This window comes from Reyranella sp. (genome assembly GCF_965279625.1).
In the GTDB taxonomy this organism is placed as follows: domain Bacteria; phylum Pseudomonadota; class Alphaproteobacteria; order Reyranellales; family Reyranellaceae; genus Reyranella.
Window position 1 is genome coordinate 1977874 of record NZ_OZ257251.1, and the last position, 17058, is coordinate 1994931.

Annotated in this window: 17 protein-coding genes; 3 read left to right on the forward strand and 14 right to left on the reverse strand. The window is 65.1% G+C overall.

Features of this window, described 5'->3' with window-relative positions; genetic code table 11:
* The 4 genes from ACQY78_RS09650 to ACQY78_RS09665 are packed head-to-tail and all read right to left on the reverse strand — an operon-like array spanning position 1 to position 3889.
* On the reverse strand, positions 1–915 hold the full coding sequence (locus tag ACQY78_RS09650) for an ABC transporter permease (RefSeq protein WP_428685021.1): 915 nt from the start codon (positions 913–915) through the stop codon (positions 1–3).
* Positions 916–933: 18 nt separating this feature from the next.
* Entirely contained in the window at positions 934–2439 is a 1506-nt protein-coding gene (locus tag ACQY78_RS09655) for an ABC transporter substrate-binding protein (RefSeq protein ID WP_428685023.1), read from the reverse strand.
* A gap of 44 nt (positions 2440–2483) precedes the next feature.
* Positions 2484–3164 (reverse strand): DUF1028 domain-containing protein, encoded by a 681-nt coding sequence (locus tag ACQY78_RS09660; protein ID WP_428685025.1) that lies wholly within the window; start codon positions 3162–3164, stop codon positions 2484–2486.
* Positions 3161–3889 carry a DUF1028 domain-containing protein gene (locus tag ACQY78_RS09665; RefSeq protein WP_428685027.1) on the reverse strand — a complete coding sequence of 243 codons (729 nt, stop codon included), beginning with the start codon at positions 3887–3889 and terminating at the stop codon, positions 3161–3163. Before ACQY78_RS09665 ends, ACQY78_RS09660 begins: the two co-directional genes overlap by 4 nt.
* A gap of 122 nt (positions 3890–4011) precedes the next feature.
* Here ACQY78_RS09665 and ACQY78_RS09670 point away from each other — a divergent pair, with 122 nt between their 5' ends.
* Both ACQY78_RS09670 and ACQY78_RS09675 read left to right on the forward strand, forming a co-directional pair.
* Positions 4012–4986: an ABC transporter ATP-binding protein gene (locus ACQY78_RS09670; RefSeq protein ID WP_428685029.1), complete on the forward strand. Its 975-nt coding sequence runs from the start codon at positions 4012–4014 to the stop codon at positions 4984–4986.
* Positions 4983–5945 carry an ABC transporter ATP-binding protein gene (locus tag ACQY78_RS09675; RefSeq protein ID WP_428685031.1) on the forward strand — a complete coding sequence of 321 codons (963 nt, stop codon included), beginning with the start codon at positions 4983–4985 and terminating at the stop codon, positions 5943–5945. The genes ACQY78_RS09670 and ACQY78_RS09675 overlap by 4 nt, the downstream gene beginning before the upstream one ends.
* Positions 5946–6020: 75 nt before the next feature.
* Here ACQY78_RS09675 and ACQY78_RS09680 read toward each other — a convergent pair whose 3' ends face one another.
* The 6 genes from ACQY78_RS09680 to ACQY78_RS09705 form a co-directional block, all read right to left on the reverse strand.
* Positions 6021–6650: a hypothetical protein gene (locus tag ACQY78_RS09680; protein ID WP_428685033.1), complete on the reverse strand. Its 630-nt coding sequence runs from the start codon at positions 6648–6650 to the stop codon at positions 6021–6023.
* Between the two features lie 220 nt (positions 6651–6870).
* Positions 6871–7566 carry a CBS domain-containing protein gene (locus tag ACQY78_RS09685; protein ID WP_428685035.1) on the reverse strand — a complete coding sequence of 232 codons (696 nt, stop codon included), beginning with the start codon at positions 7564–7566 and terminating at the stop codon, positions 6871–6873.
* A gap of 98 nt (positions 7567–7664) precedes the next feature.
* Complete coding sequence (locus ACQY78_RS09690; protein WP_428685037.1) at positions 7665–8648, reverse strand: zinc-dependent alcohol dehydrogenase family protein; 984 nt, start codon at positions 8646–8648, stop codon at positions 7665–7667.
* 216 nt (positions 8649–8864) lie between these two features.
* On the reverse strand, positions 8865–9926 hold the full coding sequence (torT, locus tag ACQY78_RS09695) for a TMAO reductase system periplasmic protein TorT (protein ID WP_428685039.1): 1062 nt from the start codon (positions 9924–9926) through the stop codon (positions 8865–8867).
* A gap of 45 nt (positions 9927–9971) precedes the next feature.
* Positions 9972–10754 carry an ATP-binding cassette domain-containing protein gene (locus tag ACQY78_RS09700; protein WP_428685041.1) on the reverse strand — a complete coding sequence of 261 codons (783 nt, stop codon included), beginning with the start codon at positions 10752–10754 and terminating at the stop codon, positions 9972–9974.
* A 1-nt stretch (position 10755) separates the two neighbouring features.
* On the reverse strand, positions 10756–11799 hold the full coding sequence (locus ACQY78_RS09705) for an ABC transporter permease (RefSeq protein ID WP_428685043.1): 1044 nt from the start codon (positions 11797–11799) through the stop codon (positions 10756–10758).
* A 141-nt stretch (positions 11800–11940) separates the two neighbouring features.
* Between ACQY78_RS09705 and ACQY78_RS09710 the strand changes: the two genes are divergently transcribed.
* On the forward strand, positions 11941–12987 hold the full coding sequence (locus ACQY78_RS09710) for a LysR family transcriptional regulator (RefSeq protein ID WP_428685045.1): 1047 nt from the start codon (positions 11941–11943) through the stop codon (positions 12985–12987).
* Here the strand turns inward: ACQY78_RS09710 and ACQY78_RS09715 are convergent.
* Genes ACQY78_RS09715 through ACQY78_RS09730 form a run of 4 tightly spaced genes read right to left on the reverse strand, consistent with a single transcriptional unit; the run spans position 12969 to position 16862 of the window.
* Positions 12969–13973: an FAD-binding oxidoreductase gene (locus ACQY78_RS09715; protein WP_428685047.1), complete on the reverse strand. Its 1005-nt coding sequence runs from the start codon at positions 13971–13973 to the stop codon at positions 12969–12971. The two genes, ACQY78_RS09710 and ACQY78_RS09715, sit on opposite strands and share 19 nt — an antisense overlap.
* Positions 13974–13981: 8 nt before the next feature.
* The gene (locus tag ACQY78_RS09720; RefSeq protein ID WP_428685049.1) at positions 13982–15019 is read right to left on the reverse strand and encodes a hypothetical protein; all 1038 of its coding nucleotides are present in this window, start codon (positions 15017–15019) and stop codon (positions 13982–13984) included.
* Positions 15020–15045: 26 nt separating this feature from the next.
* Positions 15046–15681, reverse strand: a complete 636-nt coding sequence (locus ACQY78_RS09725; protein WP_428685051.1) for a flavin reductase family protein — start codon at positions 15679–15681, stop codon at positions 15046–15048.
* Positions 15682–15692: 11 nt separating this feature from the next.
* Entirely contained in the window at positions 15693–16862 is a 1170-nt protein-coding gene (locus ACQY78_RS09730; protein WP_428685053.1) for an aromatic ring-hydroxylating oxygenase subunit alpha, read from the reverse strand.
* Between the last annotated feature and the right edge of the window lie 196 nt (positions 16863–17058).

The window sequence follows — 17058 nt, forward strand, 5'->3', positions numbered from 1 at the left end:
TCACCGCAGCCGGATGCGCGGATCGATGGCGGCCTGCACCAGATCGACCAGCAGGTTGGCGGTCACGATGGTGACGGCGACGATGAACACGGCGGCGATCACGATCGGCACGTCGCGCTGGAAGATGGCGCTCACCATCAGGCGGCCGACACCCGGCCAGGCGAAGATCGATTCGGTCACCACGGCTCCGCCCATCAGGCGGCCGAGCTGCAGTCCGACCAGGCTCACCACCGGATTGAGGGCGTTAGGCAGGACGTGCAGCCAGAGCACGCGGGCGGGACGCGCGCCGCGCGCGCGCGCGGTGACGACGAACTGCTCGCGCGCCGTCTCGAGCACGCTCACCCTCGTCACCAGGATGAAGTTGGGCACCAGGAACGTGGCCAGCGTCACCACCGGCAGCACCATGTGCTCCCAACCGCCCTGTCCTGAAGTCGGCAGCCACTGCAGGTCGAGCGCAAACAGCTGGATCAGCAGAATCCCCAGCCAGAAGCTCGGCATCGACTGTCCCACGACCGCCAGCACCGAGATGACGAAATCGGGAACCTTGTCCTTCCACACCGCACAGGCAACACCACCCAGCACGCCCAGCCCGATGGCCAACAACAGACTGAGGGAGAGGAGCTGTAGCGTCGAGCCCAGCCGCTCGAGCACGATCTCCATGGCCGGCCGCTTGAACTGGATCGACGTGCCGAAGTCTCCCTGCAGCAGATCGACCAGGAAGTAGCCGAACTGCACCGGCAACGGCTTGTCGAGATGCAGCTCGGCCCGGAGCACCGCCTCCTGCTCGGGCGTCGCATCGAGGCCCAGATAAATCGCCACCGGATCGCCGGTCAGCCTCAGGACGACGAAGACGAAGGCGATGACGAAGACCAGCGGGACCGGCACCAGCAGGAGGCGTCGCAGGAGGTAGCGCATGTCAGTTTCCTGCCGACGTCACGGCTTCACGCTGACCTTGTGAAGACGCAGCAGCGAATCGCGGGAAGGCCGCCAGCCGGAGACCTTTTCGTTGCGGCCCGAAATGCGCGGCAGGCCGAGCAGGAAGATCGACGGCACCTCGTCGTGCATGATCTCCATCATGCGGTTGTAGGCTTTCAGCCGGGCGGGCTCGTCCATGGTCGAGCGCGCCTCGAGCCAGAGCCTGTCGAACTCCGTGTTCGTCCAGTAGTTCCGCTTGCTGGCTTCGGTGTACCAGACGGTATTGAAATCGGCGTCGCCCACGCTGAACCAGCCGACCTGGTACATCGGTCCCTGCTCGCGCGAGCGGTCGAGCTGGGACCACACGCCGCCCTCGACGACGTTGACGCTGGTCTTCACGCCGACCGCCGACATCATGCCGGCAACAGCATTCGCGATGTCGACGTCGGAGAGATACCGCCCCGACAGCGTGTTGATCTTGTTCTCGAAGCCCTTGGGAAAGCCAGCTTCCGCCAGCAGCGCCTTGGCCTTGGCCGGATCGTAGGGCCGCGACTTGAGGTTTGGGTTGTAGCCGAACGTGGCCTTGGTCACGAGCTGGCCGTCCAGCACCGAGCCGTAGCCGCCCAACATCTGCTTCAACAGCATTTCCTTGTCGATGGCATAGTCGAGCGCCAGCCTGACGCGCACGTCGTTGAACGGCGGCTTGCGCGTGTCGAACGTGTGCACGAGGCTCACCGAGGATTCGACGGCGTCGATCTTCAGATTCTTGCGCTTCTCGACCGAAGGCAACAGGTCGACGGGAATCTCCTCGATGATGTCGGTCTCGCCCGCCACCAGCGAGGCCACGCGCGTCGCCCCCTCGGGAATGGCGCGGATGCGCAGCTTCTTCATCGCCGGCGCACCGCCCCAGTAGTCCGGATTGGCAGCCAGATCGTAGCGGTCGCCCGCCACCCAGCTGACGTATTTCCACGGGCCGGTGCCCATCGGCTTCTTGTGCGCTTCGGCCTGTCCGACTTTCTCCGTATGTGCCTTGGACTCGATCGGGATGTCTGCCAGGCCGCGCAGCAGCAGCGGCGCTGGCGAGGCGGTCTTGATATCGACCGTGTAATCGTCCACGACCTCGGTCCCGGTGACGCCCGCGATGCGCGTCTTGCGCGCATAGACCTGCTTGGGATCGATGACATAGTCGATCGTGAACTTGACGTCGGCGGCGGTGAACGGCGTGCCGTCATGCCACTTCACGCCCTTGCGCAGGAAGAAACGCCAGTGCGTGGGGCTGATCGCCTCCCACTTCTCGGCCAGCGCCGGCACCAGCTTGTCGTCGCTGTCGCGCGCGACCAGCGGCTCCCAGGTCTGGTAGCAGAGGCTCAACGTGATGTAGGCGCCGCCCGTGGGCGCAATGGAATCCGTGAAGAGCGAGGCGCCCACCACCAGCATATCCTTGTCCTTCTGTGCCTGCGCCGCCGACGCGCCGACGACGACGGCCAATGCCGCCGCCAGAGTCGTTCTCAGGATCGCACGCATAGACACCCCCTCGCCGATGACACTCCTGTTTCGATTTCCCCCGGTTATTTTTTCTGCTGATCGCGCCAGCGATCGTCCCGCGGCAGGCGCGGGTTGTAGGGTCGCTCGCTGTAGTAGGGCAGCAAGGGACGAAACCATTCGAAGATGCGGCGCAGCTCGCCGATCGGCTCTTCATGCAGGTCGACGCGCAGGTCGATGTAGGCGAAGGGCTCGTCGCCGTAGACCAGGAGCGACGACGAGAAATGCCCGTCGGCCTGGCCGCCGGCGCGTCCGCCCGCTTCGACCGCGCGCACCAGCCGCTCTTCCAGCAGCTCCTCGCCCGTGGTTTCCATCGACCGGGCCATCGCCTCGGTGACCTGCGGGCCGACAATGCCGTTGCCCATTACCAACCATCCCTTGCCGATGAGGTGGCCGGCATAGGCGCCGTTCTCATTGCCGGTCATGGCGGCCGCATTGCCCCAGGCATCGACGACACCGATCTGGCGCAGCGACGCGTTGGGGTCGCTGCTTTCGAGCTCATGGATGATCTTGCCGGCGTGGTAACCGAGCCCCATCAGCTTGGTGCACAGCAGGGTCAACCGGGGGTCGGCGATCGCCTGCACCGAGGCGGCCGCCATGCGCGGAATGACGACCGGGCAACGGTTGCCCACGGCCGGCGCATGCGTCGCCATGGCGACGCCCAGCATCTTGGTCCGCGGACAACGGCCGACGACGGTGAAGGTCATGGGTTCGCACCTGCCGCCTTGGCCCGAGCCTCGACCCAATCTTCCACGACACCCAGCGCCGTCGGCTGCCAGGGCCGCGTCTCGTAGTACTCGATCTGCGGGCGATACAGGTCGAAGAGACGGCGCAGCTCGCCGATCGGCTCGTCATGCTCGTCGACCCGCAGGTCGACCAGCGGGTATTCCTGGGCGCGATAGACGATCAAGGCCGCCGAATGCTGACCGCCATGCTGGCCACCGGCATCGCGACCGGCCTCCAGCGCCGCCATCAGCCGCGCTTCGAGATCGTCGCCCTTCATCGCCTTGAAGGTTTCAGCCATTGCCGATGCCGTGCGTTCGGAAATCAGGCCATTGCCCATGGCCACCATGCCGGGCTCACAGAAATGACCCGACCAGTCGTGATTGCTCGCGCCGGTCCGCGCGACCGCATTGCCGTCGCGATCGATCACGGAAATCTGGCGATGCTCGATATGAGGATCGCTGACCGCGATCTCCTCGATTGTCTTTGCCGCCGAATAACCGAGGCCGAGCAGGCGCAGGCCGAGCGGACCCAGGCGCGGATCGGTGACGGCCATGGTCACCACGACGCCGAGGCCCGGCTTCACGAAGGGACAGCGCGTGCCGACGGCCATGGGTCGCGTCGATATCGCCACCCCGAACTTCCCGGTCTCCGCGCAACGAGCCGAAATCGCAAAGGTCGAGAACTCCTCACCCAATGGCCCCAACATTGCTTTCTCCTGCTCGTGTCTTGCACGAACCTTAAAGGCCCCTATTGTACGCTTCAATGTCTAATTGTCCGGTCATTACAGCATTCTGAGTTGTAGAACCGCGCAAGGGAGCCTTCTTCCTCATGGCGCTGTTGGAAATCGAAGATCTGTCCGTCGCGTTCGGGCCCGCGGAGAACGCGACCACCGTCGTCGACGGCGTGGACTTCACCGTCGACAGGCACGAGACCGTTGCCCTGGTCGGCGAAAGCGGCAGCGGCAAGAGCGTCACCGCCTTGACGATCATGCGCCTCCTGCAGGAGCCGGGCCGGATGACACGCGGCGCCATCCGCTTCGAGGGCCGCGACCTTGCGCGTCTCGGCGAGCGCGAAATGGCGGCGATCCGCGGCGATCGCATCGCCATGATCTTCCAGGAGCCGATGTCCTCGCTCAATCCGCTGTTGTCGATCGGGGCGCATGTCGCCGAACCCTTACGGCTCCATCGCGGACTGTCGAAGCGCGAGGCGCGGGCGCGCGCGATCACCCTGCTCGACCGGGTCGGCATTCCCTCGGCGGCGCAGCGCTACGACGACTACCCGCACCGCATGTCCGGCGGCATGCGCCAGCGCGTGATGATCGCGGCGGCGCTCGCCTGCGATCCCGCGCTGCTGATCGCCGACGAACCGACGACCGCGCTCGACGTCACCATCCAGGCGCAGATCACGGACCTCCTGGCGGACCTGCAGGCCGAGTTCGGCATGGGCGTGCTGTTCATCACCCACGATCTCGGCGTCGTTGCCGAGCAGGCCCATCGCGTCGTGGTCATGTATGCGGGCAAAGTGGTCGAGCGCGCGGCGACCGCCACGCTGTTCGAGTCGGCAGCGCACCCCTACTCCGCCGCGCTGCTGCGCTGCATGCCGGGCGACGACGAGAAGACGGACGAGCGGCTGGCGGTCATCGAGGGCACCGTGCCTGCGCCGACGGCCCTGCCCGCCGGATGTCGCTTCGAGCCGCGCTGTCCTCAGGCCATTGCCGCCTGCCGCACCGAGGAGCCCCCGCTGCTCGCGCTGGCCGCCGACCATGCCGCCGCCTGCCTCAAGCCGCTGGTGGCTGCACGATGAGCGAACTCCTGGCCGCGCGTGGCCTCACCAAGCATTTTCCCGTCCTGGGTGGACCGCTGGGCATCGCCCGGGTCGGCACGGTGCGCGCGGTCGAGAATGTCGACCTCTCGCTTGCACGCGGCGAAGTGCTGGGTCTGGTCGGTGAAAGCGGCTGCGGTAAGTCGACCTTGGGCCGTCTGCTGATCCGCCTGCTCGATCCGACGGCCGGATCCGTGACCTTCGACGGTCACGACATCGCTGCGGCGGAGGGTGCCGAGTTGCGGGCGCTGCGCCGCCGCTTCCAGATGATCTTCCAGGATCCCTATGGATCGCTCAACCCGCGCATGCAGGTCGACGAGATCGTCACCGAACCGCTGCGCCTGGCCGGCCTGTCGCGCAAGGACTGCCGCGAGCGCGCACCGGCGCTCCTCGCCCGGGTCGGGCTCACTCCCGAGCATGGCGCGCGCTACGCCCACCAGTTCTCAGGCGGCCAACGCCAGCGCATCGGCATCGCCCGCGCGCTGGCCCTTGATCCGGCGCTGATCGTCTGCGACGAACCCGTCTCGGCACTCGACGTCTCGGTGCAGGGCCAGGTGGTCAACCTGTTGCGCGACTTGCAAGCCGAGCGCGGCCTGAGCTACGTGTTCGTCTCGCATGACCTCCGGATCGTGCGGCACATCGCCGATCGCGTCGCCGTCATGTATCTCGGCCGCATCGTGGAGATCGGCGACAAGGAAACGATCTACCGTCGGCCCTTGCATCCTTACACCGAGGCCCTTCTCGCCGCCGTGCCAGTTCCTCGCCCCGGCCGTCCACGTCGTCGCGCCGCCGTTCAAGGCGAGATCCCGAGCCCGATGAACCCGCCCACGGGTTGCGCCTTCCATCCACGCTGCCCCCTGGCGACGGATCGGTGTCGGACGGAGATGCCCGTCCTGCGTGCGGTCGCCGATCGCGAAGTGGCCTGTCACCTGGCCGCTTAGCCCGAACATGCACCGGAGTAGCGCGGCCCACGCTATGGCGTGGGGATCATCGATCTCCCGTGCAGGCATGCCCCTTCAATGCGTCGGGCTCGCGAGCGCGACGTTCTGCGGTGCCGGGCTCGTGGCGCAGCGGCGCACCGCGGCAACGGTGTTGTTGTGCGTTCCGGCAGGGCCGGCCTGAAGGTCGACCACCGCCTCGCCGTCGAAAGCAGCGGGCTCATCCGCCGCTTCGGCGACGAGATCGAAGCGCAGCCGCATTGTCGTGCCCTGCTCCATCGCATCGAGCAGGCGGGTGGAAAGGCGCGGAAACATCTCTTGGGTCTCGTCGCTCAGCACGACATGGTCTTCGGCAAACAGCAGACCGACCGGAGAGACATGGTCGTCGATGACGATCGCGGCGCGCGGATAGGCCTTCGCACGAGCAACGTCCGCGCCATCGGGCATCAGGGCGTCGTCGTTGGACAGATAGAGCTGTAGTTGCAGGACGCGGCGGGCCTCGGCCTGCTCGCAGGCGAGCACCACGACGTCGAGATTGAGATCACGGCTGCGCGGCTCGATCATTGCGTAGCTCGGGGAATCGACGCCCTGTTCGGCTGTCCAGCCCCCGTTTCCGTCGAGGCCGCTCGCGAGGACCGGGACCAGACACAGCCTGGACGCGATGCCGGCCATCAGGGCCGTTCGCATAATCCGCCGCAGAACCTGCATGATGACAATCCTTCCCGCGATGACGGCAAGTTAGCCGGCAATGACGAGGCCGGGCCTGATCCTGATCAAACCGGCGCAGGATCGGCAGGCCAGCCTTCGCCCTTGCTGCAGGTCGAAGAAGTGGGGGAAAGGCCGACGCGGAGACCTGGCAGTCGGACGCAGCTTTTGGCCTGCTCGCGCTCGAAAAAGCGGGAACCCAATGGCTCCTGATCGCCCTCTCCTAGACGCCCATGCCGACGGTGGCGGGCAGCGAACGCAAGTGGCTCTTGACCCTCTTCACGCCAGCGACGTTCTCGGCGGCGACCCGGTAGGCCTTCCGCACTTCCTCGCCCTCCACAAAGCCCCAGAGATGGACGGCGCCATCCGTGACCACGACGTTGACCGGCCAGCGCGACTTCCAGGGCTCCTTGTCGAACGACTCGACCACGGCCTTCCGGAGCTGCTTGTCATCCGGGTGACCCTGGGCCCCCTCCGGCTCGCGCGACAGCAGCGCCGCTAGCAGGTTGGCCCGGCTCACGATGCCGACGATCTTCTCGTCCCGCACGATCGGGATGCGCTTGACGCGGTGCTTCTCGATCAGAGCGACCAGCTCGCCCAAGGTGGCTTCATCGCTGGCGGTGACGACGTCGCGGGTCATGACGTCGGCGACCTTGCGGGCATGGGACGTCACATAATCCCGAGCGGCTGTCGCCTCGCTGTCCAGCAGGCGCAGCAGCCATGACTTTCGCGGCGCCGTCTCGATCTCGGCGCGATGAATCAGATCGGCCTCGCTCACGATCCCGACGACATTGCCCTTGTCGTTGACGACCGGCGCGGCGCTTACACCGGCGCCGAGCAGGAGTTCCGCAGCATCGAACACCGTTTCCTTGACGTTCACGCAGACGATGCTCTCGGTCATGATGTCCTTGGCGCGCATATCCCGGTTCCCTTCGGTCAATCTGATGGTGCACGGTCGCCCAAGGCACGACCGGCCGCATTGCGCCATGTCAAAGTCTCGGTACCGGCCCTGTCGGGTCAGGGCACCAGGACAGCCGCGCCCTGAAAGGCGCCCGCACGCAGATCGGCAATTGCTTCGTTGGCGGCCGAGAGCGCGTAGACGGTCGTCGTCGTCTTCACCGGCACCATCGGCGCCAGCGCCAGAAACTCCCGGGCGTCTTCGCGCGTGAGGTTGGCGACCGAGAGAATCTGCCGCTCCTCCCAAAGGAGCTTGTAGGGAAAGGACGGTATGTCGCTCATGTGGATGCCGCCGCAGACCACGCGCCCGCCCTTGCGAACGACCTTCAGCGCTGTCGGCACGAGATCTCCGACCGGCGCGAACAGGATGGCGGCGTCGAGGGATCGTGGCGGAGCCTCATCGGAGCCGCCGGTCCAGATCGCACCCAACGAGCGGGCGTGGGCTTGCGCTGCAGCATCTCTGGGGCTGGTGAAGGCATAGACTTCCCGCCCCTGCCATCTGCAAACCTGGGCGAGGATGTGGGCGGCCGCCCCAAAGCCGTACAGGCCGATCCGATGTGCGTCGCCGCAGAGCTTGAGCGACCGCCACCCGATCAACCCGGCGCATAGCAACGGGGCCGCGGCCACCGGGTCATCGAAGCCCTTCAGCGGGAACGAGAAGTCCGCACTGGCCACGACCTGGGTAGCGAATCCGCCATCTCTCGTGAGGCCGGTGAAGACCGGACGATCGCAAAGGTTCTCCCGCTCGGACGCGCAATACGGACAATGGCCGCATGTTCCGCCGAGCCACGGCACGCCGACGCGTGTGCCCAGGCGCGCGGCCGGCACGCCCGTCCCCACTGCTTCGACAATGCCGACGATCTCATGGCCGGGCACGATCGGATGCGAAATTCCGGGCAGCTCGCCGTCGAGGATATGGACGTCGGTGCGGCATACGCCGCAGGCCTCGACCCTGATCAGCATGTCGCCAGGACCTGGACGGGGATCGGGTCGCTGCTCGAGGTGGAGCAACCCGCCGGGGGAAGAAAGAACCATGGCCTTCAAGGAAGGATCCCTTCTCCTTCGGACCGAGCGGCGCCTTCTGGCAGCTTGAGGCTGCCTTGAGCTGGGTCGGATCGCTCGGAGTGCAGGCCTTGATAGGAGATTCGCGACCATCGCGACTTGACGGAGATCAAACGCGAACCAGCGCCAGGAGGCTGAAATAAAAGGGCCGCGGATGCGGCCCTTTTCTCCTCGAATGATGCCGGCTCGCCGGGACGACTATTTCTTGACGGCGTCGATCCTGAACACCGGCTTGAAACCGTCCGGCGCGATCAGCGTCGTGCGGTCGTAGGTGTTCACGTTCTTGCCGTCGATGATGCTGAACTTGCGGCTCGCCACTTTGACCTCAAGCTTGCCTTCGAGAAGGCGCAGCGCCTGGTCGACACTGATCCGCGAGCCCAGAAGGTTGTTGTCATTGACGGTCGCCATGACGATGCCGTCGCGCACGGCCTGCTCGATCGGCGGCGTCGAGTAGAAGGCAATCAGCTTCTTGTCCTTGATGCCCTTCTCCTTGACGATCTCCATCGCGCCTTCGATGGCCGGCGCCACGCCGCCAATTATGGTGAGATCGGGATAGGTCTGCAGGGCATCCTCCAGCAGCTTCATCTGGGTGGCCTTGCCGGTGTCGCCGTAGATGACCTTCACCAGTTCGACGTCCGACCCGGCGATGGCGTCCTTCATGCCCTTCACTGCATCCTCGACCCACTGCGAGCCGGCTGGCCCCGCCAGCCAGACCATCTTCTTCTTGCCCGAGCCCGCCGGATAGGTTCCTGCCAGGTACTTGCCGGCAGTCGCGCCCGCGTAATAATACTGGGCGAGCGCCGCCGCCGCGATCTTGTCCGTCGTCACGCCGTTGCCGAGATCGAGTACCGGCACGCCTTTGCGAGACAGTTCCTCGATCATGCCGTTCAGGCCCGACTTGGAGACGGCATTGACCAGCACGGCGTTGCCACCGGCGGCAACGCAATCCTCGATCTGCTGAATCTGGCCCGCGACGTCGTCATAGCCACTTGCGGCCATGATGGTGGCCGAGACGTTCTGGCGCTTGGCCTCGATCATCACGCCATAATCCTTGGCGACGTAGTAGGCGTCCTTCATGTGCGGGAAGGCGACGCAGAGCTTCCACGGCTTGGTCAGCGCACCGACCGGAAGCGGCTTGTAGATGGCTGTCGGATTCTTCTCGTCCACCATCAGCTCGGCCGTCCAGTCGTCGGCCGCAAAAGCCGCCCCCGCCTGCAAGGCCAGCACGGCCGAAAGCGCAATCCCAGAAATCTTCCTCATGACACGGCTCCCACTGCTTTACCCCGAACCGGGGTAATGGCTCCCCTAGACCCGGCCATGGATGATCATCGACGTGATGTCCTGACGGGTCGCCCCCTCCGTCGGCACCACGCCGACCAGATTTCCGTTCTTGAGCACGGCCACGCGATTGGAGATGCTCATGACATGCTCCATGTTGTGGCTGACGATCAGGAACGAGATGCCGCGCTGGGACAGGCGCTGGATGAGATCGAGCACCTTCTGCCCTTCGTGCACACCTAACGCCGCCATCGGCTCGTCCATGATGATCAGCTTGATGTCACCGAGCAGCAGCCGACTGATGGCGACGGCCTGGCGCTGACCGCCCGACATCGTGCTGACCGGACGGTCGAGATACGGCATGCGGATGTCGAGTACGCGCAGCAGCGCCTTCGTGCGCTCCACCATCTCGGCCCGCCGCAGCAGGGGCAGCACGCCGAGAATCCTCGTCGAAAGCTCGCGACCGAGGAACACATTCTGCGGGACGTCGAAGCAGTCCACGAGGCCCAGGTTCTGGTGCAGCGTGGCGATGCCCAGGTCGTGCGCGTCGTGCGGATTCTGGATGTCGGCCAGTCGCCCGCTCACGTGAATGGTGCCTTCGTCGGGCACTTCGGCACCGGACAGGATCTTCACCAGAGTGGACTTGCCGGCGCCGTTGTCGCCGACCAGCGCCATGATCTCGTTCTCGCGGACTTCGAGTGATACGCCGCTCAGGGCGCGATTGCCGCCGAACGACTTGACGATGCCCGAGGCCTTGAGAAGCGAGGTGATGCCCGCCGCGGGGCGCGGGGGTGCGAGAACCTGATCCATGCTATTCTGCCCGAACCTGCTGCATCATCTTGATCCGCACCTGATCGACTACCACCGCGAGGATGAGCAGCACGCCCAGCACGATGAGTTGCTGGTAGCTGGGGACGCGCAGGAGATTCATGCCGTTGGTCACGAGCGTGACGAAGAATGCACCCAGCACGACGTTCCCGACGCGCCCGATGCCGCCGAAGAAGGAGACGCCGGCGATGACCACGGCCGTGATCGATTCGAGCACGTGCGTGCTGGCCAGCGTCGCCTCGCCCGTCCCGACGCGGGCCGTCAGCAGAATTCCGCCTACCGCCACGATGACCGAGCACATGACATAGGCCATCACCATGTGGAGTCGCGTGCTGATGCCGGCGAGCCGACTGGCCACGATGTTGCCGCCCAGCGCATAGATGCGGCGCCCGAACGGCGTCCAGTTGAGAATGTAGTACATGATCAGGAACACGCCGCCGGCGACCCATACCGGCGCCGGAATACCGAGGGGCGCTGCATAGGCGAAGACTTCGCCGAACTGCTTGGGCATGCCGTACATCGGCATGCCGCCGCTGATCGTCAGGGCGACGCCCGACAGGATCGACAGCATGCCCACGGTCATGATGAAGGGGTTTACGTTCAGGACGGCAATGCCGATGCCGTTGATCGCGCCGACCACGGCACCGATGGCCATGCCCGCTGCGATACCGGCGGCAATCGCCAGCCAGGGCGCGGTCGGATCGCCCGCCAGTACGGTGGCCATCACCAGGGCGACGCAGACGCTGATCAGCGCCTCGGTCGACCCGATCGACATGTCGATGCCCCGCACCAGCAGGGTGAGCATCTGCCCGATGCTGACGACGACCAGGAAGCTGGAGGCGCGGGCGACGTTGAAGAGATTGTTGTAGGTGAGGAAGCGGGGCTCGGCGATGGCGAAGCCCACGATGGCGATGACGAGAACGATCGGCAGAATGCCGCCTGCGAGGAAGACCCTGCGCGCGATGCCGGAAAGACGTCCCAGCAGATCGGGCAGGAACCTATGCTCCACGACGACGCGCTCAGACATCGTCTTTTCTACGATTTACCATGGCCATCCCCTTGATCTTTCCGAGATTAGCCTACAGACGGGCTGCATGCGGCAAATTGATATTTTCAATGACGAAACCAATAATTTTGATATTCAGAGCCGATCGCAAACGGGAATCAGATGGCCAAGCAACCCGCACACCAAGTCCGCTCCCTCGAGGGCCTCGCCCGGAGAATAAACTGGAACCTGCTGCACATGTTCGTCGTGGTCGCCGAACAGCAGAGCCTGTCCCGCGCCGCTGGCGTGCTGGGCCGCGGTCAACCGGCGGTCAGTGCAGCCTTGAAGAAGCTTGAGGAGCGACTCGACTGCAAGCTGGCCACGCGCGGTCCGACCAACTTCGCCCTCACCCCCGCCGGCGAAGTCCTGTACCGGGAGGCCCGGGAGATCGCCAACGGCATCGACCGCATCTCGCTTCTGATCGCCGACATCAGCGGTGAGCTCACCGGCACCGTGCATCTCGCCATGGCCAGCCACATGACCAGTCCGCTCCTGAACGAGGCCTTCGCGGAATTCCACCGCCGGCACCCCAAGGCCACGTTTCTCACCACGGTGATGTCCAGTCCCGACATCATGAAAGCGATGGCCGCGAGCACGATCCATTTCGCCATCACACCGCTCTACCAGACGCCCGACCAATTTGAGTGTTTTCACCTGTTCCGCGAGCACTGCGCCTTCTATTGCGGACCGACCCACCGGCTGTTCGGCCGGCGCGACGTGACCGCCGCGGAGCTGCGCAACGAAGCGTCGGTGACCTATTACCGGCCGACGACGATCTCCTACACGCTGCAGACGATTGCGGATGCCCATGCCGAACTGCAGCTCGCGGAACCCGCCGCCGCCGTCTCCAACCACATGGAGGAAGTTCGGCGCATGATCATCGCGGGTATCGGCATCGGAGTGATCCCCATCCATATCGCGGCGCGCGACGAGAAGGACGGGCTGCTCTGGCGGCTGCCGCCCTACAAGCCGATGATGCCCGTCGATATCTTCATGATCACCAACCCGCGCGTTCAGCCCAGCCGGGTCGAGCAGTCACTTATCGACGTCATCAAGGAACTGGCGGACGCCCGGCCGCTCAAGGAGCGGACCTACCCGCAGGCGCTGGGCCTGTCGTTTGCGCCGCCCACCGCAGCCCGCGGCCGGCAGGGTCAGAAGAAACGGTCGTAGTGGATGCGCTCCGCCGGCACGGAGCGGCCCCGAGCCAGCAGCGACACGACCGCCTCGGCCATCGGCGGCGGCCCCGCCAGATAGAAGTCGGCATGACTGAAGGTTTCCGGCGGCAGGTCGGCGACCAGTTCGTGGACCAGCCCGGTGCGGCCCGCCCAGCGCGAATCCTCGCCCGAAACGATGGGGTGGAACCGCAGCCGGTTTCCGAGCCGCGGCAGATCCCGCAACATCGCCTCGCCGCAGATATCGTCCGCCGAGCGCCCACCATAGAAGAAATCGAAGCTGCCGCCATGCTGAGGGCCCAGCCGGTCGAGCCCGCGGGCAATCCCGATCATCGGCGACAGGCCAGAGCCGCCCGCGATGCACACGACGTTTCGCGCGGTGGCGGCTCGCAGATAGGCGCGGCCGTAGGGACCGTCGAGGACGGCACAGGTGCCCGGCCGCAGATCGAACAGCACCGACGTCGCCGCGCCACCGCGAACGCGCCGGACGATGAAATGCCATTCGCCCTCTTCGTTTGCGACATTCGACATCGAGTAGGCACGCATCGAGGCGAGGCCGGGCAGTGACAGCAACGCATACTGTCCGGGAAGGAAGGAAGCCGGTCGAGCGGTGCGGAAGCGAAACTCGCGCATATCGTGGGTCAGGTCCGCGACCGCTTCCAGCGTCGCGTCCAGGCGCGCCGGCAGCGGCGCCGCGTCGGCTTCGCCTCGGCCGATCATCCTGATGCGACAATCCGAGGTCGGACGCGATTGGCAGGCCAAATGGCGACGCCGGCCGCGGTCGCGCTCCGACAGGCCTGGCGCCGCGGGCCACAGGTCGGCGATCTCGCCCTCCAGCAGCTCGAACTTGCAGGTGCCGCAGCCGCCAGCATTGCATTCATAGGCGAGCGGCAGCCCCGCGCGCAGCCCGGCCCGCAACACCGCATCGTCGGCCGCACAGTCGAAGGCGGCGCCCAGCCGGTCCTCCTGGATCCGGTACGCCACGAGACGTCCTAATCCAGCCGCCGAGACAAGGCTTCGTGGAGCTTGGCCAGCCGTCCCGGCCCCACGAAGTCGCCGTCCTTCACCAGCTGGACATCGCCGACCCACAGCGACTGATCGAAGACGATGCCATCGGGATGGTTCTCGCCGCCGCCCGGCTCCCACCATGGCAGGCCCATGCCGATGGCGTTGGAACCCGGCAGGCGGATGTCTTCGATGAACTGGCGTTGGGTGAGCATGGTGCCCGGATGGAAGCCCAGCGTGAAGTGGACGAAGTAGCCGAAATCACCCGTGCCGCCGGCGCGGCGCAAGGCACGCGCGAGGCTCGGCCGGTCCTCGGTGCCGCCACCGGTGAATCCCTTTATCTTGCCGTCGACCTCGATGGTGATGGGCTCGCGCAGCGCGCGGTAATATTCGTCGAACAGCGCCTGGATGACGATCCTGCCCTTAACGGTATCCATCACCGGATAGAAGCTCTGCGTACCGGGCACGGTGTTCATGCCCGGGCTCTGGCAGACGCGCTGGCGGATCATCTTCAGCTTGTCGAGCGTCAGCGTCACGTCCGTGCCCTTCGGGCAGGTGAAGCGGACCTGCTGGCCCGCCGCCTCGGCGAAGAACTCGGCCAGGGCGACGTTGAAATCCATCATCGCCGCGAAATCGACGCAGCCATAGAGCCGTTCGAAGCTGTCGGCCTCAGCGAGCGCCAGCAGCGCATACCGGCAGCGGTTGGCGTCCATAGCCGCCGAATGCGCGCCCGATCCCGCATGATAGGGAAAGCAGAAGTCGAACCAGACGTCGCAGGAGACGACCGCCGCCTTCAGAGCATCGGAAACGTAGGGGTCCGACAGGCCGCCCTGGAAAGGAAGTTGCGGGGCCATGGCGACCAGCGGCTTGCCGCCGGACTGAATCACGGCATCGGCCACCGCCTGGATCAGCTTGCTCTCCGTGGCCGTGTCGGCCGTGATCAGCACGGTCTCGCCGTTGCCGACCGCGAAGTGCTTGTTGACCAGGTTGTCTGCCGCCCGCAGCAGCCGCTTCGACGTGAACATCGGCACTTTTCCCTACGTTGCGGCGCTCAGGCGCTCTCGACGGTTACACGCGTGGGCCTCGGCATGGTGAACGTCTCGCGCACCACGGCATATTCCTGGTAACCGAGCCGCGCGATCGGCTCGAGCCGGTCGATCTTCAGGAGCCCGTCCTGCAGGAGATCGTCACGGATATGGACGCCCAGCACCTCGCCCAGCACCATGCAGTTCGGGACGCCGCCGAACGATCCGGGCATCGAGATCACCTGGACCAGCCGGCATTCGAGATGGAGCGGCGATTCCTTGACGCGCGGCGGACGCACGAGCTGCGATGGCTCCTTGGTCAGCCCCGCCAGCTCGAACTCGTCGACATCGCTGCCGGCCGGCGCCGAGGAAACGTTCAGCGCCTCGCGCAGGCTATAGGTCGCGACATTGACCACGAACTCGCCGACGTCGCGCACCGCGCGCAGCGAGTCCTTCTCACCACCCTCGACATGCGCACCCACCGGGCAATAGATCACCAGCGGCGGATTCTCGCTCACGAGGTTGAAGAAGCTGAACGGCGCGAGGTTCACCCGGCCCCGGCCGTCCACCGTCGACACCCAGCCGATGGGTCGCGGCACGACGCACTGCTTCAGCGGATTGTGCGGCAACCCGTGGTCGTTCCGCGCGCATTCGTAGAACATCGCCTGCGGTCCTATTCGGCCGCAGCAGCCATCTGCCGGTCGCCGTAGATACGGCCGAGATTGTGCAGGATGAAGTGCTGCACGCCTTTTTCGAGCCGGCTCATGCGGCCGGGAACGAAATGCTTTGCCCGCGATGCGTTCTGCAGCGACTCGACCATCGCCACGTCCTCGCCCAGGATCTTGTCGCTCATTTCGAGGAATTGTCGCTTCACCTCGGGGAAGTTAGGCGACTCGACGACGTGCCTGGGGAAGACGATGAACTGCTTCATGATCATCGTATTCACGTCGACCGGCCAGGACGAATAGAGCATCACGTAGTCCGGCCGCACGAAGAAGTTCACGTTGGGCGTAATGACGCCCGCTTGCGAGAAGCGCGGCGGCTTGTCCTTGAGCGCCGGGATCGGCTCGACGAAGACCTCGCCCGACTTCGTGTGCGAGCCCGCATCATACTCGTTGATGAAGACCTGCCCGCGCTTGCGCGTCTCGTACGGCACGTCGGTTGTCTTCATGTAGCGGCCGATCGTGTCCTTGTGCAGCACGCCGATGTGATAGAAATCGATGAAGTTCTCGACCATCAGCTTCCAGTTGCAGCTGAGCGGAATGTCGCGCTGGATGCCGAGCCGCATCGGCTCCATGTCGAGGTAGCCGAACTTCTCGGCGAATTCGGCGATGAAGGTCTCGAACGTTTCCGGCGTCTTGTTCAGCGACACGAACACCCAGCCCTGGAAGGTCTCGCACGGCAATTCTGGCAATTTGCAATTCTTGCGGTCGAAGCCTTCGGAATCGCGCATGTAGGGAGCGCCGATCAGCTGACCCTCAAGATTGTACAGCCAGCCGTGATAGGGGCAGGTGAACTCCTTCGTGTTGCCCATGCCGGTGGCGACTTCCACGCCGCGATGGACGCAGGTGTTGGAATACGCGGCAATCCGGCCCTCGGACGTCCGGCAGAGCAGAACCGGCTGGTCGACCAGGCGGAACGTCTTGTAATCGCCCGGGTTGGCGATCTCCTCGGCACGGCCGATACACAGCCAGTCCTCGCCGAAGATCACCTGCTTCTCACGTTCCAGCACAGCGGGATCGTGATACATTTCTCCAGTTGGATGAGCGGCCTGCGTAACCGGCAGGAAGGTCTTGGCGTAGGAACCTTCGAGTTCGCCCGCTTTTGTCGTCGCGCTGTCCATTGCTTGGCCCTCTTGCTTGGTGGCGAGCATGACGCCGCATCAATCTCCGCTCAAATCGATACGATCTATGTGAATATCGCTTCCATCGATGAACTCCGGCGATCGGAATTGACGCGCCCCCGAGGGGAGTGGTTTACATTTCCTAAGTACATCGAGTTAATCGATATTAATGATAAACATATCATCTATGTTGATG

Coding starts and splice junctions, on each gene's coding strand:
- ACQY78_RS09720 (WP_428685049.1), bottom strand. CDS start 15,019: ATGTTCACGTCGAAGCGGCTGCTGCGGGCGGCAGACAACCTGGTCAAC.
- ACQY78_RS09705 (WP_428685043.1), bottom strand. CDS start 11,799: ATGTCTGAGCGCGTCGTCGTGGAGCATAGGTTCCTGCCCGATCTGCTG.
- ACQY78_RS09670 (WP_428685029.1), top strand. CDS start 4,012: ATGGCGCTGTTGGAAATCGAAGATCTGTCCGTCGCGTTCGGGCCCGCG.
- ACQY78_RS09725 (WP_428685051.1), bottom strand. CDS start 15,681: ATGTTCTACGAATGCGCGCGGAACGACCACGGGTTGCCGCACAATCCG.
- ACQY78_RS09710 (WP_428685045.1), top strand. CDS start 11,941: ATGGCCAAGCAACCCGCACACCAAGTCCGCTCCCTCGAGGGCCTCGCC.
- torT (WP_428685039.1), bottom strand. CDS start 9,926: ATGAGGAAGATTTCTGGGATTGCGCTTTCGGCCGTGCTGGCCTTGCAG.
- ACQY78_RS09675 (WP_428685031.1), top strand. CDS start 4,983: ATGAGCGAACTCCTGGCCGCGCGTGGCCTCACCAAGCATTTTCCCGTC.
- ACQY78_RS09685 (WP_428685035.1), bottom strand. CDS start 7,566: ATGCGCGCCAAGGACATCATGACCGAGAGCATCGTCTGCGTGAACGTC.
- ACQY78_RS09650 (WP_428685021.1), bottom strand. CDS start 915: ATGCGCTACCTCCTGCGACGCCTCCTGCTGGTGCCGGTCCCGCTGGTC.
- ACQY78_RS09700 (WP_428685041.1), bottom strand. CDS start 10,754: ATGGATCAGGTTCTCGCACCCCCGCGCCCCGCGGCGGGCATCACCTCG.
- ACQY78_RS09660 (WP_428685025.1), bottom strand. CDS start 3,164: ATGACCTTCACCGTCGTCGGCCGTTGTCCGCGGACCAAGATGCTGGGC.
- ACQY78_RS09665 (WP_428685027.1), bottom strand. CDS start 3,889: ATGTTGGGGCCATTGGGTGAGGAGTTCTCGACCTTTGCGATTTCGGCT.
- ACQY78_RS09730 (WP_428685053.1), bottom strand. CDS start 16,862: ATGGACAGCGCGACGACAAAAGCGGGCGAACTCGAAGGTTCCTACGCC.
- ACQY78_RS09655 (WP_428685023.1), bottom strand. CDS start 2,439: ATGCGTGCGATCCTGAGAACGACTCTGGCGGCGGCATTGGCCGTCGTC.
- ACQY78_RS09680 (WP_428685033.1), bottom strand. CDS start 6,650: ATGCAGGTTCTGCGGCGGATTATGCGAACGGCCCTGATGGCCGGCATC.